Source organism: Burkholderia sp. Bp9099, assembly GCF_003857805.1.
In the GTDB taxonomy this organism is placed as follows: domain Bacteria; phylum Pseudomonadota; class Gammaproteobacteria; order Burkholderiales; family Burkholderiaceae; genus Burkholderia.
In genome coordinates this window covers 35684-61268 of the sequence record NZ_QTPU01000025.1, presented here as the reverse complement: position 1 = coordinate 61268, position 25585 = coordinate 35684, and the positions used below count along the sequence as shown (strand labels likewise).

Here is a 25585-nt window from a genome sequence, read left to right as displayed (position 1 = left end):
CCGTCTCCGGCCGGCCAGCCCGCTCGTGCCGCTGCGCCGTCAATCCGGCCGGTATGTCACCGTTGTTTCGACATCGAGACGCGATCGTCCATCTTCGACGAGACCTTTTCGACGAGCAGTTGGGACAGGAACTTCTTGTACTTCTCGAGATGCGCGTGGTAGTCCTTCGAGACCGCCGGATCCAGACTCAGTTCCTCGTGAACTTGCCGCTTGTGCACGAGATAGTCCCGCATCGTGATCAGGTCGACACCCATTCTCTCGAAGATAAAGTCGACCATGCCATACACGTGATGATTCTTGGCGAGCACCCAGAGCTTCGAGGTCGAGCCGCTGAACAGATTGCGTCGTTCGAGCACCGTCGCGGCGCGCACGGCCCGCAGCGATACGGACACGCGGCTCGTGAGCTGGTTCTGGGTCTTGTGCAGGATGTCGCCGCGAATCAACAGCAGATCGCCGACCTCCATGTGCGGCGTGATCGCGATGTCGTTGATGTCGAAATCGAGCTTGTACCAGGTTCCGAGATTGTCGTTCTGCAGGAGATCGCCCGAGATCACGGTCGCCCCGTTGCCAATGCAGAAGTCGTGCAGGATCGGCGATTTCGCGCGCAATGCGTCGAACGGTACGATTGTCAGGTTCGAGTGCGCGGGATCGCCCTTCTCGATCACCATCCACGCGTTCAGGTAGTGATAGTGCTCGCCGATCAGGAAGAACGATTCGTGATCTTGATGGTACGGCAGATTGATCGAGCGCGACGGATCCGCAGGCACCACGGGAAAGAACGTCATCGACTCGTCGATGAAGACCTCGCCGGGAAAGCATGTGTCGTGCAGCGCATGCACCTTGTCCATGATCGTCTTCTCAATCGTGTCCGGCACGACGCCATAGTCGAGCGTCGGATACAGGTTGTTCGACGGCGGCGGGGCGTTCTCGTAGAACCGGATCAGGTCGTCGATCTCGTCCTGCGTTAGGAAGTTCTTGATATGGCAGTATCCGGTTCTCTGGATCTCGTCCGATACGTTCATGGAAGTCCTCTTCGCAAAGTGGTGACGGAGGCGCCCCGGCGGGCGCTCATTGCCGCAGGCTCAGTGGCCGCATGTCGGTCCAGGTGGTTTCGATGTAGTCGAGGCAGTCTTGCCTGCTGCCGGTCTTGCCGGCATTCCGCCAGCCCGCCGGTATCTCGCGCTGCTCAGGCCAGATCGAGTACTGCGCCTCGTGATTGACGACCACGCGGTAACGCGCCTTGTCGTGTTCGCTCATGTCTTGCTCCCGGGTTGGAAATGCAAAAGGTACCGCCGCGATGCCGCCCGTGCCGCGGCTTCAGTGAAGTGAAAGGACCGGTCACCCTTCGTACCAGCTCGTGCTCCACGGCACGGCACCGCCGAGGCGCGCGCGAAGCGAGGCGATGTACTGGCAGCAGATCGCCTGGCCGCCCTCGAAGCCGGTTGTGACCCATCCTTCCGGCAACGGATGGCGGATGCTCCAGATCGAATGCTCCCCCGCCGCGTTGACCACCACCCTGAACTGTTCCCGATCGTCCATGCCGGCTCTCCCGATTCCCCGTTAGCGAACAAGATCGAAGGTCCGAGAACTGATGTACTCGGGTCGTGCGGCTTCGCCGCTGCGCGGCGCGCCGATCTTGTTGTCGATGTGGTTCAGGATCAGCAGCAGGATGCGCCGATCGTGGACGCCGAAGTTGTGCCCGCTCGCATGCGCGAGATTCGCGTCGGTGACCAGCACGTCGCCCGGCTCGCCCCAGATCGTCTCGATGGCGCTGTCGCGTGTCAGGTCACGTAACATGCCGGCGTCCAGGAGGCCGTTCCGTCGTGCGTTCGTGACATCGTCGTGGCGCACCGCCCGGCGGTGGTCGCTCACCTCGCGATACCACTCGGTGTGGGTCACGACCTTATGGGAACCGGGAATCACGCAGAGCGGCCCGGTCTCGGTGCGCGCGGCATCGAGAAACACGAACATCGAGATCGCGCGCGGCTCGGGCATGCCGTCTTCCCAGAACCAGAACGTGAAATCGGAATGCCAGGCGAAGCCGCCGCCACCCGGGCTCTTGAAATTGACATGGCACTGATGCACGTACAACCCTCTGCCGAGAATCTGTTCCGCGACGTCGAGCAAATGCCCGTGCTGCACGACACGCTCCGCGATGACGGGGGTGAGGCGATGGGCATCGAAGACCGATCGCACGGTCGAGCGATCGCGCTCGAGGATCGTCGATTCGTGCTGCCCCATGCGCAGCGCGTCGACCTCCGCGCGCAGCGTACGGATCAGCGCATCGTCCAGCACCTGCCGGAGCAGCACGTAGCCGGCCTCCTCGTAGGTATCGCGCTGCCGCCCATCCAGGGGGCCGGCGCCGTTCCATATGACGGGGGATGTTCTCGGTTTCACTGCGTCGTCTCCTTGTGGGTCGGCGTGGGGATTAGAGGTAGTACTTGAGGGAAACCAGGTATTCGCCGCTCGTCGAGTCGCTGCCGAACTCCGACTGCCGCTTCCCGAGATCCTTCTCGCCCGTCACCTGCACGCGCCATCGATCGTTCACCTTGTAGTCGAGGCCGGCATTGATCAGGTAGGAGTTGGTCTCGGCGTCGGCCAGCACGAAGGCAGCGAAGGTCAGGTCGTGGATCAGGAAATTCGCCTGCTCGATGCGCAGGAACACGGTCTGCCGGCCTGCGAGCTCGCGAACCTGCGCGCCGTAGGTCCTCATGTACCAGTACTCCTGCGACGCAAGCACGGCGCCGGGCGCACCGGGACGGCCGGCCGCGAACCAGCGGTTCCATTCGGCACGGGACAGGCCGGCCTGGTTGTAGTTGTAGCTGAGCATCACGTTCAGCTTCGACTGGGTCGTGTAGTTCACGCCTGTCGACAGCTTGTTCCGGAAGCTGGCCGCCCCGGCTCCCGCGAAATTCGTCGAGCCTGCCGCGAAAGTGCCGGTCGCGACGCCGTACTGAAACGCCTCGTTCGCGAACGACAGCTCGTTGCCGCCCGCCCATTCGAGGAAGTAGGTCGAAGCCTGATTGATATTGGTCGTCAGGTTGAAGCCGAATTTCCAGCGGCTCGCCTCGTGATAGAACAGCAGTTCCGGACTGACGCCTTCGCCGAAATCGTGATTGACCTTGACGAGGAAGCGCTGGGCGAAATTGGTCCGGCCGAGCTGCAGTCCGCCCCCCGACGTGAACTGCCGGACCGCGGCCGGGTCGGCGAGCTTCGGCGAATAGAGCGCGCTGATCGTGCCGGTCTCGAACACCTTCTCGATGCGCAGCATCACGCTGCCGAGGCGGTCGTTGGTCCAGCTCGCGTAGTCGTGCGTCAGCGTATCGACCGAGGCGTGTTCCTTGAAGAAATCGGTCGGGTTGTAGCTGACACCCACGCCGTTGTTGACGTTGATGCGCCCAACATCGACGAACATCTGCGGCGCCGCATGCCATCGCACGTACAGCTCGCGCGTATCGAGCCGCTCGGACAGGTTGCCGAGCGACGGGCTCGCAAACGAGTAGCCACTCAGCACCGAGCCCTTGATGCTCGAGAACAGATAGACGTCGGGTGTCGCGCGCCACTGCGCGCGGCTGTCCACGTAGAAGCGCATCAGGTTCACCGGGTCGCGCGCGCCGCGGATGGGCACCGCGAGGTCGTGCTGCCGAGGCAGCGACTCGAAATCGGTGCCCAGCATCGTCGTCCCCGTCAGCGCGCCGTTTCCCGGCAAGCGGTTGACGTCGACTTGCGCGGGCGCATTGAGGATCGCGTCCGGCACTGCGTCGCCGGCCGGCGGATCCGCTGCCTGCGCATGGCCGAGCGGCGCCGCTGCGACACCGAGGGCCCAGATGAATCCTGTGCGGAACTTAGCGAGAACCGGCATCGTCGGGTCGCAGATAGGACAGGTAGCCGCGTTGATACCAGTTCTCTGGAATCTCGGTCGCGACGTATTCGCTGAAGTCCATCTTCGTAATCACGTTCGTGTCGACCTCGTCGAGGATGATCGCCTCGGCGAGACGCATGCCGCCCAGCGCGTTCACGTACTTGCGGTAGTACACGACCTTCAGCGGGCGCCCGCTGTCCGCGTAGAAGCGCCCCTTCACGGCGACCGTCTGCGCTTTGTCGATCCAGTAGTCGGCCTTCTGATAGATTGCTTCGCCATCCTTCGCGACGAGCAGCAGGTGCCAACACGCGCGTTCGTGTTGGTCGGCGTCCTTGATCGTTTCCTCGCCGACCAACGTCGCCGAGAACTCCTTGGCGAAGTTGAGCGTCAGCACGTCGGCGTTCGACGCCTGGCCCAGCAGCCGCTGCTGCGGCGAGATGCGCACGCTCGCCGACGAGACCGGGTCGTAGAACCACATCGCGTGGCCCGTCTGGAGCAGGATCTTGCCGGCGTCGCGCGCGGGCCTGACGTACTGGACGAGATTGCGGAACTGCCCCGTTTTCGGCTCTATCTTCGAGTAGACGTGCAGGAACATCGCGCTCTTGGCGACGCCGTGGTCGTATTCGACGAGTTGGTCGGAAACGCGGAACGCGACCTCGGGATTGCGGACCTGATCGGCGTGCGCGAGGATGTCCTGCGCGGCTTCGCCCTGGGGCGGAGATGCCGGCGCAGCGCCGGCTACGGTCAGGACAACGCATCCGACGAGCGCGAGCGCGCGTGCGACGACGATGGTTTTAGACATGGCGCAGTGCATCCACGATGGTTTTGCGGCCCGAGCGGCTCGCGGGCGCGAACGAGGCGATCGTCGCGACCACGACGAGCACGCCCCACGTGCCGGCGATCAGCGGCCAGTTGCCGTCGAGATAGAGGCGGAACGGCACCTTGTCCACGTTCGACGGCGGGGTCCACATCAGTCCGCTCGCATTGATGAGCCCGACGATCAGCGCGGCAGCGAGCACGCTCAGCGTGGCACCCGTCAGCCCCAGAATCAGTCCTTCGACAACAAACTGCGCCCAGATCTCGCTGCGCTGCACGCCTAGCGCACGGCAGGTGCCGATCTCGCTGGTGCGCTCCATCACGCTCATGCTCATCGTGTTGACGATCGTGAACAGCACGATCACGGAGATGATGATTGCGATGAACGTGAAGATGAACGCGAAGAAGTTGATGACCTGCTTGTAGAACGGCGTCAGTTGCTCGTAGTCGCGGATCTCGAGGTCGAGCCCGTGATCCTGGAACAGCCGGTTCAGACCGGCGCGGGCACGCAGCACGTCGGCCGTGTGGTGCAACTGGATGACAATGCCGGTCACCTTGTGCTCGCCGCGCCCATACAGCAGATCCTGCGCAAGCTTGAGCTGCATCACGAGGTAGTTGTCGTCGAGCTCCTTGATGCCCTCTGAATCGGCCCGGTCCACCGTCACGCTGACGACGTTGGGCGCGCCGCCCGCCGTCGCCGCGAGCACGTCGATGCGCGGTGACGCGTGCGCCGGCGCGGGGGCGGTCCTGCCACCGGCCTGCGCCTCCTGCGCGATGAGCGCGCTGAAGTCCTGCGGCGGCGCAATCGGCGCCGATGCGTTGCGCTCCGGCGGCGGCACGGGCCGGCAGCGCGGAATGTGCAGTTCCTTGCACAGGCCGAGCATCCGGCCGAGCCCCATGCCGACGATCGCGCTGTCGGCCGCCCTGAGCGGGGCACCGGGCGGCAGGTAGCGGAAGCCATAGTCGTTCCACGCCTGCATGCGGGTCCGGTCGGCTGGGACGATGCCCTCTCCGAAGAAGGTCTTCGACACGTCCTTGTCGTAGTTGCCGGCGATGCCGAACACGACCTGCATCGGCGTGGCGACCGCAATCATCGGAGCGAGCTCGGGATCGCTCTCGATCAGCTTCTGCACGCCCGCGTAGTTGCCTATGCCGTAGGCCACGGGATTCCCGGAACCGAAATCGGTGTAGCCCTTCTTGTAGACGGTCAGGTGGCCGACACGCTTGACGGTCGATGTCTGGAAATCGAGCACGATATAGCCGAGCAAGGCACCCAGCAGCAGCACGGCAATCCCGCCCATCGCCACCGTCATCAGCGTCATCAGCGATCGGCGCCGGTTGCGGAACACGTTTCGGAAGGCAATCCTTACCACTCTCATGACATCACCGTTTCGTCGATTTGATGGATCGCCCCGTCGAGAATCGTGATCGTCTTGTCCGCATGACTCATCAGTTTCGGATCGTGCGTCGAGAACACGAAGGTCGTCGAGAACGTGTGCTGCATGTCGCGCATCAGCGCGACGATGCTGTCGCCGGTGCGTGAGTCGAGATTCGCGGTCGGCTCGTCGGCGAGGATCAGCGACGGTTGCTTGACGAGCGCGCGGGCAATCGCGACGCGCTGCTTCTGCCCGCCGCTGAGCTGGTTGGGGCGTTGGCCGCGCTGCTCGTAGAGCCCGACCGCGTCGAGCATCGCCAGCGTGCGGCGCCTGCGCTCGGCCGCCGGCGTGCGGTGCAGCAGCAGCGCGTACTCGACGTTCTCGTAGGCGGTGAGCACCGGGATCAGATTGAAGTTCTGGAAGATGAAGCCGATCTCGCGCGAACGAAACGCGGTCAGCCGGCGATCCGGCCAGGCCGACACGTTCTCGCCGTCGAACGCGATGGTGCCGCCCGAGGGCCGGTCGATGCAGCCGATCAGGTTCAGCAGCGTGGTCTTGCCGCTGCCGGACGGCCCGACCAGCATCGTGAAGCGCCTGGCGGAAATGTCGAGATCGACGTTCTTCAGCGCATGGACCTCGACGTTGCCTTCGCGATACGTCTTCGATACCTGGTTGATTCTCAGAAACATGTCGACTTCCTCGTTGCAGTGACGACGTTGCGCAGGAGCGCGCGAGGTGCCGAGGCGCAACGCGTCGCCGGACTGGTTCACGCGGCCATCAGTTCGAGCAGCGGCGACGGCAAGGGCGGCAGATGGGCTTCCCAGTGCCGCGGGCGATGCCGCATCGAAAAGTTCGGCAGCACGCGCGCGATCTCGTCGCAGAACCGGATCCCGCCCTCGCCCATCTTGCGGATCTCCGCGGCCACCGTGCGCGCCGACGATCTGGCGATCGCCACCGGATCGAGCTGCACCGCCGCCGCGACGACGCGCTCCGCGAGATCGGGCGCGTCGGCGGGGATGACGCGCCCCGCCTGATCCGGCGCGTCGAGCAGATTTCGGATCCGCTCGTCCATCGCGATGCCGATCGACGGCACCTGCCCCGGCATCGCGCCAACCAGCGCGTGGAACCGCGAACTGACGAGCAACGCGCTCATGCGCAAGATGCCGACCATGCAGGCCGCGGGATGCTCGCAGGACATCAGCACGAGCGGTTGCGAGCAGAGCTGCGCGGACAGATCGCGGCAGGCCCGCCAGTCGACGCGTTCCATGCCGATCAGCAACGGCAGCGCGTCCATGCGCCGGCACAGCGTCTCGATCGCGCGCGCGAGGCCCTTGATGTAGTGCCGGTATTTCACGTCGATCTCCGGCGACGACGCGTGATAGAACACCGAGCCGTATCGCAACTCGGCGCACACGCCTGCCGCCGCGAGCGACGGATTGGGCCGCACGGGCCACCAGAACGGATTCATCGGACAGACCGTCAGCAGCGGCTGGCTGCCGTTCCATCCCGCGTCGCGCAAAAGGGCCGCCGACTCGTCCCGCGGCGACGCGGCGAAGCTCCATGCGGTGTCGGCGGCCTCGAATGCGCGCAGTCCAAGCGCCTGCGCGCGACGTTGCGACGGCGCGTTTCTCGTCAGCACCAGCGAGTGTGCGACGTGCTCTGCGACGAAGCGTTCGAGCGGCGTGTCCATGACCCCGATTTCGGCGCCGTACGCGACCGACGGCTTGCCTTGCCGCGCCGCCAACCCGAGTGCGCCCGCCATCGTCGCGGAAAGCACGTCCGAGAATGTGGACTTGAACATCGAGCCCTCGCAGGCGATCGCGGCATCGCTCGCTGCGACGCTCGCGGCCAGCACGTCGGGCAGATATCCATCGGTCGACACGGCATCGACGCCCGGCAGCACGTCGCCCGGCAACACCGCACCGAAATTCAGCGCGCGAAAACGCACCCGCTCCGTGCCGAGAAGATGGCGGATCTGGCGGACGATCTCCCCCGTCCGCATGTCGGCGCCGAGATTGCCCGCCCCGCAATAGCCGGCCAGCAGCAGCGACAGCGGCGCGCCGGGGCGCCATGGCGTGCCGCGCGCCGCCTGCGCATCCATTGCCGCGGGCGCGAGATGCGCCATCAGCATGGCCTCGGGATCCGGGGCCCGCAGGAATGCGATTTCACGTTGGTTCATACGATCCTCGATTCGCCGATATCGTGCGGCCCTGCCCGGGCCGTTCAACCCTTCATCGCCAGTGCCTGCGCCAGGCGGTCCGCGACGACGTCGATCGCTGGCGGCAGCAGGATCGAGTAGTGATTCGCCGCGACCGGCACGACCTCGACGCCGCGATGGGTCCGCGGGCGCCAGCCGTCGACGGGACTGACGCGGCGCGCCGGCTCCTCGGTGGCGAGGAAGAACAGGATCCCGACGTCGCCAGGCAGGCCGACATAGCGCTTGCGCGCGAGATGGTTGCGCCGGTAGACCTTGAACTGCTCGCGAATCTCGTCCTCGGTGTAAGCCGTCTCGGCAAAATCGCCGGTCTTCGTCTTCGTATAGGTCTGCCGGCACAGCCACTCGATCCTCTGCTGCTCGTCGAGCGCCATGATCGCTTCGTCGTCCTGCTTGACTGCCTGCTTCATGCGTCGCCGCATGTGCAGCAGGAAGTAGCGCCAGCAGGCTGCCGCGTCGACGTCGCGCCCCGGCTCGAACGGTGGGGATTCCGCATCGATCATGCCGAGCAGGCCGACCTCGCACCCCGACAGGCGCAGCAGCCGCGCAGTCTCGAACGCGAGCATGCCGCCGGCTGAATAGCCCGCCAGCCGGTACGGCCCCTCCGGCTGAACGCGGCGAATCTCGCGCGCGTGCAGGTGTGCCATCTCCTCGACCGACGCATCCCGGGCGCCGAAGCCGTCGTGATAGGCGTGGATGCCGAACACGGTCTGGCGCGGGCCGAGCCGTTCGACGAGCGGATGGAAGCTGCCCAACCCACCGCCGATCGGATGAAACAGGAAGAGCGGCGCGGCGGTGCCCATTTGCAGCAGCACCAGCGCGTCGCGGCCCGTCTCGTCGCGGCATCCGTCACCGGTCTCGTCCGCGGCCGACGGCGCCGGCTCGCTCCATTCCGGATGGCGGCCGATCAGTTCCGCGATCGTCGGACACGCGAAAAGCGACAGCAGTGGCATCTCGCTGCCGAACGCGTCGCGAATCCGTGCCACGAGCCTGACCGCCAGCAGCGAATGGCCGCCGATCTGGAAAAAGTTGTCGTGGACGCCTATCCGCGGGAGACCGAGAATCTCGGACCACATTTGCGCGAGACGCAGCTCCACGGCGGATACCGGCGCCACATAGGTCTGCGGCCGGATCCGATGCGCGGCGTCCGGCTGTGGCAGCGCGCCGCGATCGAGCTTGCCGTTCGCGGTGACGGGCATCCGTGCCAATTGCACATAGCTGCCCGGCCGCATGTAGTCCGGCAGGCGCCGCGCGAGCGTCGCGTCGATCTGCCGGAAATCGAGCCGCGCGGCACCGCGTTCGTCGAAGCCCTGAGCCGCTCCCGTGCGGGCCGGCACCACGTAGGCGACGATCTCGGCGCCCTGTCCCGCGTCGAGCGCCGTGATATGGCAACGCCCGACGCCGTCGCATGCCGCGAGATGGCGCTCGATCTCCCCGGACTCGACGCGATGACCGCGGATCTTGAGCTGGCCGTCGCGGCGGCCGACGAATTCGATGCTGCCGTCCGCCAGATAGCGGCCCATGTCGCCGGTGCGATAACAGCGGCCGCCGTCGCCGAGCGGAGACGGCACGAAGCGCTCGGCGGTCGCGGCCGGCATCCGGTAATAGCCGTCCGCCAAATAGCGCGTGATCACGCAGATTTCGCCGATCTCGCCGAACGCGACGGAGTGGCCGGTCACCGAGCGCAGCACCAGCCGCACGCCGTCGATCCCCTTGCCGATGCCGATCGGCCCCGCTTCGTCGATGCCGGTCGTCGCGATCCTGGCGTAGCTGGCGATCTGCGGCGTCTCGGTTGTCCCGTAGCAGTTGAGCACCTCGCAGCCGACGGCGAGGCGTGCGAGCCGGCGCGCGACGTCGGAGACGAGCGGCTCCCCGCCGAGGAACGCGTAGCGCAGGCTCAGGAGCACGTCGTCGACGTCTGAGAACTGCATGGTGTCCGCCAGCGACGGGGTCATGTGCGCGACCGTAATGCCCGTCTCGACGAACCAGCGCAGCAGCTCGCCGCCGATCCGCTCGTGCTCGCCCGGCATCGCGGCCAGCCCGCCGGACCAGAGCGCGGCCTGGATGTCGCGGAACAGCGGGTCGTGGCCGAGCCCGGACAGGACGCTGAACCGGTCGAAACGGTTGAGATCGAAGCTGCGCGCCTGCCAGTCGAGGAAATGGCTGAGCGCGAGATGCGGCGTCGCGACCGGGCGAGGCATGCCCGTCGTGCCCGAGGTCAGGACGATGTAAGCCAGGTCCCCCGGCTCGATGACGACCTGCGGCGGCGACGCGGAATAGCCGGCCAGCGACGCGTGCACCGCATCGGCCGGTGCGTCCTCGGCGTGCAGGGCGGTCGCGAATTCGCCGACGTAGCGGCACGCGGCCAGCGCGTCGTCAAGCGCGCCGTCGCGCGGCATCGCGGCGAGGTCGAGGCAGCCCGCCGGCCGGATCATCGACAGATAGGCGGTCAGCCGCTCCGGCGGGTGCGACGCATCGAGCACGACGATAGCCGCGCCCGCCTTCTGGACGCCAAGCATGGCCCACGCGAGCCGCGCGCAGCGCGTTGCGAACACCGCGACCACCTCGCCGCGGCCGATCCCCTGCGCGAGCAACAGGTGGGCCAGCCGGTTCGAATCGCGTTCGAGGTCGAGATAGTTCAGTTTCTCGACGCCGTCCGAGACCGCCACCACGTCGGGGATACGCTCCGCCCAGTGCGCAACGCGCCCGGCAACCGTGCCAGGCCAATCCGCGTCGTGCGCGGCAGGCGTGCCGGCGGCGCTCGCCGGCACGAGCGGTCCACGCGCCAGCGGGATCTCGACGATGCGCTGGTCGGCCAGATCGCCGGCCCGTTCGAGCAGGTAATGCAGTTGCGCGAGCAGGCTCTCCATGCGCGGCGCATCGAACAGGTCGGCCGCGTAAGTGATCGCGAGCCTCGTCTCGGGCGCGCGCCGGTCGATATAGAGCGTGAGATCGTATTTCGACGATTCGTCGGGCAAGGCCATGCGTTCGATCCGCAGGCCCGTGTCGATCGCGTCGCGCGCCGGAAAGTCGAGCGAGTTGATCATGACCTGTACGATCGGCTGCCGCGACAGGTCGCGCGGCGGCCGCAACTCTTCGACCAGACGCTCGAACGGCAGGTCCTGGTGCGCATAGGCGCCGAGCGCGACGCGCCTGGCCTCGCGCACCAGCTCGCCGAACGTCATGTCCGGCGAGAGCTTCGCGCGCAGCGCAAGGGTGTTCATGAAGAAGCCGATCAGGTCCTCGGTGCGCGCGTCGTTGCGGCCCGCAATCGGCGTGCCGACCACCAAGTCGTCGCTGCCGGTCCAGCGGAACAGCAGCAGGTAGAACGCGGCCAGCATCACCATGAAGAACGTGGCGTTCTGATCGAGCGCCATCCGCGCGACGACCTGCTCGATGTCCGCCGACAGCGGGATCGAGACCGTGGCGCCGCGGATGCTCTGCACGGGCGGCCGCTCGCGATCGCCCGGCAGGCTCAGGTGGGCCGGCATGTCCGCCAGTTCCTCACGCCAGTAAGCGATCTGCCGGTCAAGCGTGTCGCCTTGCATCCAGCTGCGCTGCCACGACGCGTAGTCGCCGTACTGCACCGCGAGCGGCGCCAACGGCGGATGGGCGCCTCCCGAGCTGCGATGCCGATAGGCGAGCGCGATGTCGCGCATCATCACCTCGACCGACAAGCCGTCGGCCACGATGTGATGAAGGTTGACGAACACGAGACTGTCGGCGTCGCCGAGCAACACCAGCTTCGCGCGGAACAGCACGCCGCTGCCGCCGCGCAGGTCGAACGGCTTGCGCAGCTCGGCCCGCAGCAGGCGCTCGACCTCGTCGCGCTGCCGCGCGTCGTCCGCATGACGCAGGTCGACACGCTCGATGTCGTAATCGGTCGGCGCATCGACGACCTGCGTCGCGCTGCCGCCCAAGGTGACGATCCGCGTGCGCAGCGTCTCGTGACGGGCAACGAGATCGGCGACGCCGAGCCGGAACGCGTCGACGTCGAGCGCGCCACGCAGGCGAAACGCGAGCGGAATCGTATAGGCCGCCCCGCCGACGTCGAGCTGATCGAGCAGCCACAGCCGCTCCTGCGCCAGCGAAAGCGGCAGGCTCGCAGCGCCGCCGGGCACGCGCGGTGCCGGCATGAGCGGCGGCAGCGCCAGGCTCGCGCGCCTGCGGCGCTCGCGGCCGATCGCCTCGGCCTGCGAGCCCAGTGTCTCGTGCTCGAGCAGCACCGACAGCGGCACTTCGACCTCGAGCAGGCGGCGTATCCGCGAGATCACCTGCATCGCTGTCAGCGAATGGCCGCCCAGTTCGAAGAAGTTGTCGAGCGCGCCCACCCTCTCGACCGCGAGCAGCTCGCTCCAGATCTGCGCGAGCGCCTGTTCGTCGGGTGTGCGCGGCGCGACGTAGTCGGCCTTGAAATCCTCGAAGCGCGGTGCCGGCAGCGCGCGCCGGTCGACCTTGCCGTTCGGCAGAAGCGGGATGGCCGGCAACGCGATCAGCGCGGACGGAATCGCGTGGCCCGGCAACTGCGACGCGAGCGCCTTGCGGATTCCCGCGACGGAGATGGGCGCCGTGCCGCCGCCGCGCGACGTGCAGTACGCGACGAGGCGCGGCGGGCCGCCGCCGGTGTCGCCGAGCACGGCCACGGCCTGATCCACACCGTCGCAGCGCTGCAGCGCCGCGACCACCTCGCCGGTATCGATGCGATGGCCTCGTACCTTGATCTGGTCGTCGCGGCGCCCGAGGAATTCCATCGTGCCGTCGCTGCGCCAGCGGCACAGGTCGCCGGTCCGGTAGAGCCGTTCCGCCGCGTCGAATGGTGACGGCACGAAGCGCTCGGCCGTCAGCGCGGGCTGATTCGCATAGCCGTGCGCGAGCCCGTTGCCGCCCGCATACAGCTCACCCGGCAGGCCGATCGCGACGGGCCGCATCTGCGCGTCGAGGAGGTACATGCGCGCGCCGTCGACGACGCGGCCGATCGGAATCGTGCGGCGGTCTGCCAGCGCGCCGCATTCCTGCATCATCGAATCCCAGAACTCGGATGTGCCGTAGACGTTCTTGAGCACGACGCCGGGCAGACGCCGGCCCATCCGCTCGACGAGATCGGGCGTCAGCGGTTCGCCGCTGCACGACCACTCGCGTACGTGGGTCAGCTTCGCGAGCAGGCCGGATTCGTCGTCGAGCAGCGCGCGCAGCAGCGACGGCACCAGTACGACGCGGTCGATCGGATGGTCGCGGACGATCGCCATCAGGCGCGCCGGGTCGTTGCAGGCATCGGCCGGAAACAGCACGACGTGGGCGCCGCGCGTGAGCGGCATGAAGATTTCCCAGAGCGAATCGATTGCGTTAATGGTGGTCTTGCCGGCGTAGACGGTGCCGGGATCGGCGCCGTCCCACATCAGGCGCGAGGCGATCGCGCGGTGTGTGCCCACCACGCCGTTCGGGCGGCCCGTCGATCCGGAGGTATAGAGCACGTAGGCTGGATCATCGAGACGTACGACGAGGTCGGGCGCAGCGGCCGGGTGACGCTCGATTTCCGCCCTGTCGGCATCGAGCCGCACGACGCGGATCCCGGGCACCTCGACGTGCCGCATGCCGCCCGCGTCGGTCACCACCGCGGCCACCCGTGCGTCCGCCATCATGAAGCGCAGCCGCGCGACCGGGTAGTCGGGATCGAGCGGCAGGAACGCGGCACCCGCCGACCAGATGCCCAGCAACGCGACCACCAGCTCGGCGCTGCGTTCGACACAGAGCCCGACCACCGAACCCGGCCCGACGCCGTGCGCGCGCAGATGATGCGCGAGACGGTTCCCGCGCGCGACCAGTTCCGCGTAGCCGAAAACCCGGTCGCCGAACACGACCGCCGGCTCATCGGGACGAAGCCGCGCCTGATCGCGCACCTGAACGTGCGCGCAGGCAGGCGGCTCGACCGGGCGGTCCCGGCCGCTCCAGTGCTCGACGAGCCGCCGCGCCTCGTCTTCCGGCGGCAGCAGCAGGTCGTCCAGCGCGCGCCCGGGTGCGGCGATCACGTCCCCGAGCAGACGCCGCAGCGTGTCGGACCAGATCTGTGCCGTGTCGGCGTCGATCCGGTCGGTGCGGTATTCGAGCGTGACGAGCGTCTGTTGGGGACGAACGTTCGACGCGACGATCAGCGACAGGTCCGCGCTGTTGTGATCGGCCGCGAACACCTCGCGCTCCGCGTACAACCCGTCGAGCGGATAGTGGTGCACCGGCGTGTCGTCCCAGACGAACGACACGTTGGGGCGGCCGATGTGGGCGCTGCTGCGGCCGTCGTCGAGACAGCGCTGCGTCATCTCGAACGGCACCTCGTTGTTGGCGATGCCGTTGAAGACCGCCTCGTGGACCTGTTTGAGCAGCGCGGCAAACGGTTCCGACGCCGTCACGCGCGCGCGGATCAGCACGATCTGCACGAAATTGCCGATCAGGCCGTGCAGCTCCGTGAATTGGCGGTTGGTGGTCGGCGTCGCGATCGTGAGATCGTTCTGGCGGCACAGTGCGCTCAGGAACCCGCAGAACACCGCGAGCACGACGACGTAGGGCGTCGTCGCATGCCGTCGCGCGAAGTCGATCAGCGCGGCCCGCAAGTCCCGGTCGATCCAGAATGCAACCTGCCGCACGTTCTGTCCGCTGCCGCCCCCCACCCGGTCGAGCGGCAGCAGCGTCGTCGCCGACGCGCCGGCGAGCGCTTCGCGCCAGAATTCGAGCGAGCGCCGGAATGAAGCACTCTCGCTGCGCTCGCGCTGCCAGACCGCGTAATCGACATAGGCGAGCGGCGACGCCGGCAACGCGGCCGGGCTGCCGCGGCGATGCGCGTTGTACAGCGCGACGAGATCGGCGAACAGGATGCCGAACGACCATCCGTCGAAGACGATGTGGTGCACGACGAAGAACAGTACGTGCAGTTGCGGTTCGAGCCTCAGCAGCCGGAAGCGCACGGGCGGCACGGCCGAGAGATCGAACGGTCGCGTGATCTCCTCGTGTGCGATGCGCCGCACGTGCGCGTCGCGCTCCGCATAGCCCGCATCCGTGGCGGGATACCGGCCGTCCAGGTCGACGACGGCCAGCTCGACCGGCACCCGCGACAGCACCCGTTGCACCGGCTGGTCGCCCGCCACCGTGAAGGTCGTGCGCAGCGCCGGATGGCGCGTCACGAGCGCCGCCAGCGCCGCGCCGAGGCTGTCGGCATCGAGCTCGCCGGCGAGCCGGATACCCTCGCCGAGATTGAACATGGTGCCGGACGGGTTCAGTTGCTGAAACAGCCATATCCCCTCCTGCGCGAACGACAGCGGGCCCGCGTCCGGATCCTTCGCCCGCCTGATCGGCGGCTCGGACGAATGCGGTTCCGGCACGGCCCGGATACGGCGGTTCAGGCGTTCGCGCAGTTCACTCGGTATGCTGCTCATGGAACGGTTCCTGTTGACTATTCGCGAGAGATGGACGACGTGGCGATCGTGCCGCCGGCACCCGCAGGCGGCTCCTGCGCGGGTGCCCAGTTCGGGGCCGGTATCCCGTCGCGGTCCGGCGCGCCGTCCCGCGTGATGGCGGTCGAGGCGGCGGCGTCGAGCGCGTCGCCCGCTTCGCCGACCTCGAGTTCCTCGAGCAGCTTGATCTCGATCGCCTGCGCCAGCTCGGCGATCGTCGCCGTTCCCTCGGCGCTGAACAGGTCGCGCGGATTGATGTCGATGCCGAAGCGCGCGCGCAGGCGCGGAATCATCTGCAACGCGAGAAGCGAGTGGCCGCCGAGCTCGAAGAAGTCGTCGTGGACGCCAATCCCGTCCACGCTGAGCGCCTCGCCCCAGAACTCGACGAGGATCGTCTCGAGCTCGTTGCGCGGCGCCAGGTATTCGGAGCCGATCGACGGACGCGGGTAGCGGTTGCCGGTCGTCTCGGTCGGCAGCGCGCTCTCGCTGATCTGCTTGGTCGGCGGCACGACACGGACCATGCCCGCCGGCACGCTGTCGTCCGCATAGGACACGCGTCGCGACACCAGCACGCCGTTGCGGCCCGTGGCGAGCAGGCGACGAAAGATCTCGATCCCGTCGGCCGTGCCGATGCCGAACGACGCGAGTTCCTTTTCCCAGATCGCGGCGAGCCGGTCCGGCAGCGGCGTGGTCACGGCCATGCCGATCTCGCCCCACGCGTCCCAGTTGATCGCGACGACGCGCTGCGCGCAACCGTGTGCGCGTTGGCGCGAATAGGCATCCATGTAGGCGTTCGCGGACGTGTAGGCCGCCTGTCCGAGGCCGCCGGTAATCGCGGCGATCGACGAGAACAGGGCCACGAAGTCCAGCGGCGCGTCCGCGAACAGCGTCTCGATGACGTCGATGCCGTGCACCTTCGGCGCCAGTATCGGCATCAGCTCCTGACGATTGCGCAGGATCATCGGCCCGGTGCCGGCCAGCCCCGCGAGATGCAGCACGCCGTGCACGTCGCCGAAGCGCGCGCGGGCGCGCGTGACGAGATCGAGCATCGCGGCGTGATCGGCCGAGTCGGCCTTGCCCACCAGGATCTCGCCGCCGGCCGCCTCGATGTCGCGGAGTCGCGACACGATGCCGGCGAGCCGTGTATCGCCCTGCGCGTCGGCGAGCAGCGCAGGCCAGTGCTCGCGGTCGGGCAGGCCGCTGCGGCCGACCAGGATCAGCTTCGCCTGATAGTCCTTTGCGAGCCAGTGCGCGAACGCGAGACCCAGGTCCCCAAGACCTCCCGTGATCAGGTAGACGCCATTGCGCCGGATCGGCACCGCCGCCGCCGGCACCGGCGCGACGTCGATCGCTTCGTAGGATGGCAGCCACCGATTGCCGCCGCGATAGGCGACGACGTTCGCCTGGGTGCGCGCCACGCACTCGCGCAGCAGCAGATCGATCACGGCGTCGACGCGCCCGGCCGCGATATCCTCCGTCGCGAGGTCGATGAAGCGCGAATTCACGCCGACCAGCTCCAGCGAGGCGACCAGCGCCGGCCCGAATGCGAGTGCCGAGGCCGGCCGCGGCACTTCCGTGCCCAGCACTTCGAGCGCGTCGGCGCCGATCACGAGCAGATCCGTCTGCGTGTCCTTGTCGTGCCGCGCCAGTGCCTGCAGGGCGTGAAGCAGCCCGAAGAACGCGCGATCGAGCATGCCGTCGATGCCGTCCCGTGCGTCCGTCGCGCCGGGCAGGCTCCATGCGTAGACGATGCGGTGCGGCACGCGCCCTTCCGCCTGGAGATCGGCGAGCAGTTTCACGAAATGTTCGGGTACGCCGGGTGAGGCCGTAAAGTTCGATTCGCCGGTTCTCGCATACGCGTCGCCGGGCTCGACAACGGCCACATTCAGCCCGCGCCCGCGCAACGTTTCCGCGAGCCGCGCGCAGAGCGGGCCGCTGTTCGCAAAGACCAGGCACTGCGGACGCTCCGCGAGCATCTCGTCTATCGGGACGTCAACCGGCAGCGCGCGCGTCCAGACCTGGCCGTACAGGCTGTCGAGTGCCTTTGCCGCCATGCCGGCCTTCCTCGGCCGCAGCGTCGCGCCGTCGGACTCGTCACGGATCGCGGCCCAGTAGCGTTCGCGCACGAAGTGCGTCGGCGGCAACACCACCTTGCGCGGCGCCATGTCATCGAACAGGCGCCGCGGATCGAACGGCACACCCGCGAGGATCAGTTGCGCGACGGCCTTCAGCAGCGCGGCGCCCTCCTCCTCGCGGCCGTCGGGGCGCGGCATCGACGACACGACCGTCACCGGCGAGCCGTTCGGCACATTGCGCTGCGCAAGCGACGCGAGCGAGCGCCCCGGCCCGACCTCGAGCAGCAGGTCGATGCCGGCGTCGCGCAGCAGTGTCTCGAAGCCGCGAGCGAAATGAACCGTGCCGCCCAGCTGCCGCCCCCAGTACTCGGGCGAGGTCGCTTCCTCGGCGGTGATCAGCCGGCCCGTCACGTTCGACGCGAACGGAATCGTCGGCGCATGCAGCGTGATGGCGTCGAGCAGCGCGACGAAGTCCGGAATCGCCGGCGCCATCATCGACGAATGGAACGCGTGCGAGGTGCGCAGGTCCGTACAGAACAGGCCCTCGCCGCGCAACCGCCCCTCGGCTGCATCGACGGCTGCGGCGGGTCCCGATATCACGCAGGTATCCTGCGCATTGATCGCGGCGATCGCGACGTCCGGCCCGAGCAGCGGCGCGACCGCGTCGGGACTCGCCGGCACGATCGCCATCCTGCCGGGCGGCATCGCCTGCATCAGCCGGCCGCGCTCGCAGACCACGCGCAGCGCATCGTCGAGCGTGAAAACGCCGGCGACGCAGGCGGCCACGAGCTCGCCGATGCTGTGGCCAAGCATCGCGACAGGCTCGACGCCCCAGGCGCGCCAGAGCGCAGCCAGCGCGTATGAAACCGCGAAGATCGCCGGCTGGGCCAGCGCGGTGTTCCGCAGCGCCTCGTCAGCGGCGGCGAGGCCGGCCTCGTCCGGAAACAACACGGCGCGCAGCGCGACCCCGCCGACGCGCTCGATCTTGTCCAGGCATTCGTCGAGGGCGGCGCGAAACGCGGGTTCCTCGTCGTAGAACCCGAGGCCCATGCGGACATGCTGGGTGCCCTGCCCCGGAAACAGGAACGCGACCTTGCGTTCGCGCGTCTGGCACTCGCCGATCACGAGCCGCTGGCGATCGCCGGTCTCCAGCGCGCTCGCCGCCTCGTCGAGATCCTTGACAACCGCGAAGCCGGCGTAGCGATGCAGGGTCCGCCCCTGCGCGAGCGTCCACGCAACGTCGCGGACGTCAAGGTCGTCATGCTCGCGCAGGAAGGCGGCGTGCTTGCCCTGCATCGCCGTGCGTGCATCGGGACTCTTCGCCGAGACCGGCAGCAGCCACCACTTGCGGCGGCGTCCGTCGCGCACCGTCGGCAGCGGCGCCTCCTCGACGATCACGTGCGCGTTGGTGCCGCCGATGCCGAACGCGTTGACGCCGGCGCGTCGCGGCACGGCGCCCCGCGACCAGTCGGCCAGCGCCGCGTTGACCCGGAACGGCGACGCCGCGAAATCGATGTTCGGATTGGGCGTCCGGTAGTTCAGGCTCGGCGGCAGCTGCTGGTTCTCCATCGACATCACGACCTTGATCAACCCGGTGATGCCGGACGCATGGTTCAGGTGCCCGACGTTGCCCTTCACGGAACCGACGCGGCACTCGGGTGTCGCGGACGACAGCGCCGTATAGACCTGGGTGAGCGCGGCGATCTCGATCGGATCGCCGAGGATCGTGCCCGTGCCGTGTGCCTCGACGTAATCGACCGTATCGGGGGCAACGCCGGCCGCGGCCAGCGCCTCGGTGATCACGGCGCTCTGGCCGCGCACGCCCGGCGCGGTGAAGCCGAGTTTCTCCGAGCCGTCGTTGTTGATCGCCGTGCCGCGGATCACGGCACGGATATTGTCGCCATCGGCGATTGCGCGGTCGAGCCGCTTCAGCACGACGATGCCGACGCCGTCGCCGAAGATCGTGCCGGTGGCGTCCGCGTCAAACGGACGGCAGTGCCCGTCGCCGGAAACCATGCCGCCCTCGGTGTAGAAGTAGCCGGCCTTCCGGTAGCTGCTCTGGATCGAGACGCCGCCGGCGAGCGCGACGTCGCACTCGCCCGACAGCAGGTTCTGGCAGGCCAGATGGACCGCCACGAGCGAGGTCGAGCACGCGGTCTGCACCGTGAGCCCCGGGCCGCGCAGGTTCAGCTTGTACGACACGCGCGTGACGAGATAGTCGTTGGCGATGCCGGTGGCGAACAGCGTCTGAAGCGCATCGGAGGTCGCGAGCTGCTCGTAGTTGGAAAAGGCCACTTCGAGCTCGTAGTAGCTGAGCGCCGCGCCCGCGTAAACGCCGATCGCGCCATCGAAGCGCTCCGGATCGCAGCCCGCGTTGTCGAGGGCCTCGACCGCGCATTCCATGAAGATCCGGTGTTGCGGATCGATGTACTGCGCCTCGTTCGGGCTCAGGTTGAAGAAGCGCGCGTCGAAGCGATCCGCGTCGTCCAGCACGGCCGCAGCCTTCACGTAGCGCGGCGAGTCGATGTACTCGTCGTCGACGCCCGCCTCGCGCAGCTCCTCGTCGCTGTAGAACCGGACCGATTCGACGCCGTCGCGCAGGTTGCGCCAGAACGCGTCCACGTCCGGCGCGCCTGGAAAGCGCCCGGCCATGCCGATGATGGCAATGCTGGATACGTGTTCGTCGTCGGGAAGATCTCGGCTGTTCATGGCGCTGGTCCTTTTATTGGCAGTGGGGGCAATGGCTCGTCAAAGCGGTTTTCCGAGCACGAGCACGGCGTTCAGTCCGCCGAAGGCGAACGAGTTTTTCATCGCGTAGCGCAGGCGTGCCGCGCGGGCGACGTTCGGGACGTAGTCCAGATCGCATTCGGGATCGGACTCGCGGTAATGCGCGGTCGGTGGTGCGATGTCGTCACGCAACGCCAGTGCCGCGACGAGCGTTTCCAGTGCGCCCGAGGCACCGAGGCTGTGGCCAAGCACCGCTTTGCTCGACGAAATTTGCAGGCCCGCGGCGCGCGCGCCGAACACGCGGTGGATCGCGCGCGTCTCGCTGATGTCGCTGATCCGCGTGGCAGCGCCGTGCGCGTTCAGGTAGTCGATGGATTCGGCGTCGAGCCGTGCGTCGCGCAGCGCGCGCTGCATCGCGATCACCGCGCCCTCGGTGTTGGGCGCCAGCATCTCGCCGGCATCGGAACTCATGCCGAACCCGACGATCTCGGCGTAGGGCCGTGCGCCGCGCGCCAGCGCGTGCTCGCGGTCCTCCAGCACGAGCATCGCGCTGCCCTCGCCCAGCACGATTCCGGACCGATCGCGCGAGAACGGCCGACACGTGTCGTGGCTCAATGCCCGCAGCGACTCCCAGGCCTTGATGGTCGCCACGGTGAGGCAGGATTCCGCCCCGCCCGCCACCGCGATCGGCGCGGTGCCGGCGCGGATCATCTGGAACGCGAGCCCGATCGCGTGCGTCGAGGATGCGCAGGCGCTCGCGATCGAATAGGTCGGCCCCATCAGTCCGGCGTCGATCGAGACCTGGCTGGCCGGCGCGCTGTGCAGCACGCGCGGCACGACGGTGGGATGCACGCGCTCGCGGTTCATGCCGTACAGGCGCACGTAGGTGTCCTCGATCGTCTGCTGGCCGGCCACGGCGCTGCCGACGATCACCGGCGTCTCGCGCGCCAGCTCCTCCGTCAGCTCGAAGTCGGCATCGGCCAGGGCCTGGCGCGCCGACGCGACCGCGAGCTGCGACACGCGGTCGAGCAGTTGCATCCGCCGCGCGTCGAAATGCGCTTGCGCGACGAAATCGACGACTTCCGCGGCGTGCTTCACGTTGAGGCGCGCGGTCGGCACGAGGCGCATGTCGGCAATCCCGGAGCGGCCGTCGACGATCGCGCGCCAGAACGCGTCGACCGTCAGCCCGACCGGCGACGTGACGCCGGCGCCCGAGATGACGACGCGCCTCATTTCGCGTCCTCGGACAGCACGTCCGGCGCCGGCCCGGCCGCAGGCACGCCCAGCCACCCCGGAAAGCGCGGCGCGTCGGCGTCGCCGGCCACCACCGTCGCAGCGCGGCGGCGTGCTCCGGGAAACTGGTCGAGATCGATCAGCGTGTCGCCCGAGCGGAAGTAGCGGTCGTCGTGCGAGACGACCAGCACGAGCCGACCTCGCGCGCGAAGGTCCGGCAGGATCTTCTCGTAGAAGACGGCCTTGAACACCGGGTCCTGGTCCGCGGCCCATTCGTCGAACAGATAGGCCGGGCGTTCGTCGAGATAGCTCGTCAGCAGTGCGAGCCGCTTGCGCTCGCCGAGCGACAGCGCGGTGACCGTAGACAGCCGGCCGCCGGCGACGGTGACCTTGTCGTGGATGCGCAGGCTCTTCAGCAGCATGTCGACGCGGGCGTCGCACGCCTCGCCGGGCGTCTCGAGCACCCGCTCGAACAGGACGAAATCGCTGAAGATCGCGGAAAACTGCTCGCGATAATGCGCCCGGTTCGCCTCGGTCACCGGCGTGCCGTCGAGCGTGATGCAGCCTTCGTCGGGCACATACAGGCCGGTGACGAGCTTGGCCAGCGTGGTCTTGCCGCTGCCGTTGCGTCCGACGATGAACACCACGTCGCCGCGCCGCAGGCGCAGGTCGATCGGCCCGAGACGGAATGCGCCCTGAGGGCCGCCGTCCGTTCCCGCATAGCGGTAGACGATGCCGTGCAACGCGATCTCCTGCCACGGCACGCTCGGGTCATGGCCGGCCGTCCTATCCGGCTTCGGATCCGCCAGCGTGCGCGTAGTCAGAGAGAAGCCCATCTGCTCGATGCGCTCGTAGGCAACGCCCGCGTCGATCAGGCCCGGGATGCTGCCGACGATATCGCGCAGGGGCCCGATCATGTAAATCAGCGACAGCGCGTACTGCACCACCGCGCTCTGTGCAAGCAGCCGGCCGTGGATGTCGAAGATCACGAGACCGAGGGCGAGGAAGAAGATCGTCTGCGAAAAGCCCTGTCCGAAGTTGAATACGACCGACTGGCGCTGCCAGGCCTTCTTCAGCTCATGGGCGTTGTCACGGAATGTGTCGAGCATTTGCGCCCTGCGGCGCGCGTTGAGCTGCAGCTCCTTGACGCCGTAGACGAGCAGGTCGAACGTGATTGCGAGATCGTCCCATGCGTGACGGGCGACGCGCATGCAATGCGCGATGCGGCGAGACACCCACTGATGCACGACAAGGCCGATGCCGACCATGCCGAGCACGATCCCGAGGCGCTCCGGCGACATCACGCCGAGATAGCAGAAGCAGATCACGAGAAACACGAGGTTTGCGAAGATGTTGACGGTATTGGGAACGGCCTCGCCGATGCGCGTCACGTCGGCCGCCATCGAGGCGAACAGCCGCGAATGCCCCGTGTGCTCCAGCTTGTCGAGCGGCGCATCGACGATCTGGCGGGCAAGGTTCACGCGCAGCGTCATCACCGCACGGCGCGTGATCAGCGCGAGGATCGAGCGCGATACCACGCGCGTGGCGATCACCAGCACGCCATACAGCGCGAAATGCCACCACCTGACGCCGGCATCACCCTCCATCGCGACGAACATGGACACCAGGATGCCCATGGTCGCCACGCCACTCAGCGCGCTTCCGATCGAGGCCAGGGAGAACAGAACAGGCCCTTCTCTAATAAGCATTCCGAAAAGATTCAACATTGCTGCCTCGTCAAGATCACCTACGGGAAGCCGACTGAACGTCGGGCCGCCGATGCTCAGCCCTGTGGTGCCGGCACCTGTCCGCTCCCGCGCGCGGCGCGCAGCGCGTCATGGAACGGGACGGTCGCGTCGAGGAACGCCTTCGGGTTGTCCTGCATCACGGCGTGGCCGGCGCGCACCTCCCGCAGCGTGCCGTCGCGCGCCGCGCGCACGCTGCGTTCGGCAGCATCGCGAGCAAGCACGCTGGACATGGTCCCGCGCACCAGCAGCAGCGGGCAGGCCAGCGCGCGCAGCTTGTCCCACGCGGCCGCACTGCGCGCCGGGCTCTGCAGGTCGGCCGGCGCGAACTCGCCGAACACCGGGTCCACCTTCATGACAAAGCCGACGCCTGCGACTTCGTCGAGCATGTCCTGCGCGAAACGCGCCGCGATGTCCGCCGACAGCAGCGGCCGGGCCCGGGTCGCGGCATCGACAAACTGCGCGTGGCTCTCGAACACGCGTAGATTCGCCCCCAGATCGGCACACACCTTCTGCAGACCGACCGGATTGAGTTCTGGCGCGAAATCCACGAGCACGACCGCACGAACCCGGCCGGGATACCGCGAGGCCAGGCTGAGCGCAATGTCGCCGCCGAGCGAATGGCCGACCAGCACGAAGTCGCCGAGCCTCAGCATGTCGACGACATGGTCGAGATCGCCGACGAAACTAGGCAGCGTGTATTGCGCGATCGGGTCCCGGCTGGAATCGCCATGCCCGCGCAGGTCCACCGCATAGATATCGTCGTAGCTCGTGAGCGCAGCGGCATAATCGCTCCAGCTGCACGACGACTCGCCAAAGCCGTGAATCAACAGGCACGCGGTGGAGCCAGCCGGCCCCGCGCCGCTGCGCCGCCAGTGTCTGATGTGCGAGACACCGCCGTCGGGCAAGGCGAGTCGAATGGAATGGGAGATCATGGGCATCGTGGGGTCAGATGAGTCGTCGAACGCTGATCAGAGTCGTGCATCGTGCGGGTCCTGTGTGCCGGGTGAACCTGTGGCCGGGCCCGCTTCGAGCCCGCGGCGAACGTGGGCGTCCGCGTCGAACTGCTCGGCGATCTCGTCGTCGCGCGCGATTTCATTGTCGAGATCGAAGTTCGCCGCGTCGATCACGCCCATCTTCTCGAACGCCTCGCGCACGCGTGGCCCCCACAGCCCGATGCCCTTGACGATCGGCACGATGCGGGAGAACAGCGAAACGTGGAACTGCCTGCCGGTGGCCGACTGCTCCTCGAGACCGAGGCACTCACGGATCGGCAGGCCGAACCGCTCCCAGACCTCGCGCTGGGTGCAGCTCTGCTGCATCTGATGACAGCCCTCGATCAGGAACGCCTCGCGCTCGTCGAGTTCGGCCGAGGTGAGTTGACGGTAGTAGTCCTGCAGCGCAGTGCGCCCGAACGCGACGTGGCGCGCCTCGTCCTGCATCACGTAGGCGTTGATGGTCGCCGCCAGCGTGTTGTCCGAGAGATCCCGGATACGCTGGAACGCGGCCAGCGCGAGCCCTTCGATCAGCACCTGCATGGTCAGATAGGTCATGTCCCAGCGCGCGTCGTTGAGCCCCACGTCGAGCAGGCTGCGCAGCCCGGCCGAGATCGGATAGGCAGTCTCGAACCGGTCGCGCAGCAGCTTCGAATACACCTCCAGGTGCCGCGCCTCGTCCATCGCCTGCGTGGCAGCAAAGAATTTCGCGTCGAGGTCCGGCGCCGATTGCATGATTCGCGCCGTGGCGATCAGCGCCGCCTGCTCGCCGTGCATGAACTGCGAGATCAGATAGGCCTGGCTGTGCCGGCGGATCTCGATCTTCTCGCTGGCCGACAGGCGCTTCCAGATCGGCATGCCGAAGATCGGGATCGACGCGTCGTCGAGGCCGAGCGGGTTGTCCTCATCGAACTGCTGGTCCCAGTCGATCCGCAGCGCCGCGTCCCACTGGCGTCGCTTGCCCTTCTCGTACAGCGCAAGCAGTGCCTCGCGATCGCGGTCGTATTGCCAGGACAGGCACATGTCGGCGCGGCCGTTCACGTGCCAGCGTGTCTCACTCAACGGCACTTCGTAGTGGAATTCGATGGTCATGAATACGTGT

15 protein-coding genes are annotated in these 25585 nt (G+C 67.6%); all 15 read right to left on the bottom strand.

The window, feature by feature from the left end; translation table 11 throughout:
* Positions 1-56: 56 nt before the first annotated feature.
* Complete coding sequence (locus DIE17_RS26900) at positions 57-1022, bottom strand: hypothetical protein (protein WP_124488376.1); 966 nt, start codon at positions 1020-1022, stop codon at positions 57-59.
* A gap of 46 nt (positions 1023-1068) precedes the next feature.
* Positions 1069-1257: an MbtH family protein gene (locus tag DIE17_RS26895; RefSeq protein ID WP_124488375.1), complete on the bottom strand. Its 189-nt coding sequence runs from the start codon at positions 1255-1257 to the stop codon at positions 1069-1071.
* A gap of 81 nt (positions 1258-1338) precedes the next feature.
* Positions 1339-1539, bottom strand: a complete 201-nt coding sequence (locus DIE17_RS26890; protein ID WP_124488374.1) for an MbtH family NRPS accessory protein — start codon at positions 1537-1539, stop codon at positions 1339-1341.
* Between the two features lie 21 nt (positions 1540-1560).
* Entirely contained in the window at positions 1561-2397 is an 837-nt protein-coding gene (locus DIE17_RS26885; RefSeq protein ID WP_124488373.1) for a phytanoyl-CoA dioxygenase family protein, read from the bottom strand.
* 31 nt (positions 2398-2428) lie between these two features.
* On the bottom strand, positions 2429-3862 hold the full coding sequence (locus DIE17_RS26880; protein ID WP_124488372.1) for a hypothetical protein: 1434 nt from the start codon (positions 3860-3862) through the stop codon (positions 2429-2431).
* A complete protein-coding gene (locus tag DIE17_RS26875; protein WP_124488371.1) occupies positions 3846-4664 on the bottom strand; it encodes an outer membrane lipoprotein-sorting protein in 819 nt (272 codons plus the stop codon). Before DIE17_RS26875 ends, DIE17_RS26880 begins: the two co-directional genes overlap by 17 nt.
* Positions 4657-6000 carry an ABC transporter permease gene (locus tag DIE17_RS26870; protein ID WP_260430303.1) on the bottom strand — a complete coding sequence of 448 codons (1344 nt, stop codon included), beginning with the start codon at positions 5998-6000 and terminating at the stop codon, positions 4657-4659. Before DIE17_RS26870 ends, DIE17_RS26875 begins: the two co-directional genes overlap by 8 nt.
* 53 nt (positions 6001-6053) lie before the next feature.
* On the bottom strand, positions 6054-6743 hold the full coding sequence (locus tag DIE17_RS26865; RefSeq protein ID WP_124488369.1) for an ABC transporter ATP-binding protein: 690 nt from the start codon (positions 6741-6743) through the stop codon (positions 6054-6056).
* A 77-nt stretch (positions 6744-6820) separates the two neighbouring features.
* Positions 6821-8233: a polysaccharide pyruvyl transferase family protein gene (locus DIE17_RS26860; RefSeq protein WP_124488368.1), complete on the bottom strand. Its 1413-nt coding sequence runs from the start codon at positions 8231-8233 to the stop codon at positions 6821-6823.
* A gap of 44 nt (positions 8234-8277) precedes the next feature.
* Positions 8278-15690, bottom strand: a complete 7413-nt coding sequence (locus tag DIE17_RS26855) for a non-ribosomal peptide synthetase (protein ID WP_124488367.1) — start codon at positions 15688-15690, stop codon at positions 8278-8280.
* Positions 15691-15707: 17 nt separating this feature from the next.
* Positions 15708-20492, bottom strand: coding sequence for a type I polyketide synthase (locus DIE17_RS26850; RefSeq protein WP_124488366.1), 4785 nt, complete (start codon positions 20490-20492; stop codon positions 15708-15710).
* Positions 20493-20531: 39 nt separating this feature from the next.
* Complete coding sequence (locus DIE17_RS26845; protein ID WP_124488365.1) at positions 20532-21743, bottom strand: beta-ketoacyl synthase; 1212 nt, start codon at positions 21741-21743, stop codon at positions 20532-20534.
* Positions 21740-23470 carry a cyclic peptide export ABC transporter gene (locus DIE17_RS26840; protein WP_124488364.1) on the bottom strand — a complete coding sequence of 577 codons (1731 nt, stop codon included), beginning with the start codon at positions 23468-23470 and terminating at the stop codon, positions 21740-21742. The genes DIE17_RS26845 and DIE17_RS26840 overlap by 4 nt, the downstream gene beginning before the upstream one ends.
* A gap of 56 nt (positions 23471-23526) precedes the next feature.
* Positions 23527-24423 carry an alpha/beta fold hydrolase gene (locus DIE17_RS26835; RefSeq protein ID WP_124488363.1) on the bottom strand — a complete coding sequence of 299 codons (897 nt, stop codon included), beginning with the start codon at positions 24421-24423 and terminating at the stop codon, positions 23527-23529.
* A gap of 36 nt (positions 24424-24459) precedes the next feature.
* Positions 24460-25575: a ferritin-like domain-containing protein gene (locus DIE17_RS26830; RefSeq protein ID WP_124488362.1), complete on the bottom strand. Its 1116-nt coding sequence runs from the start codon at positions 25573-25575 to the stop codon at positions 24460-24462.
* Positions 25576-25585 lie beyond the last annotated feature (10 nt).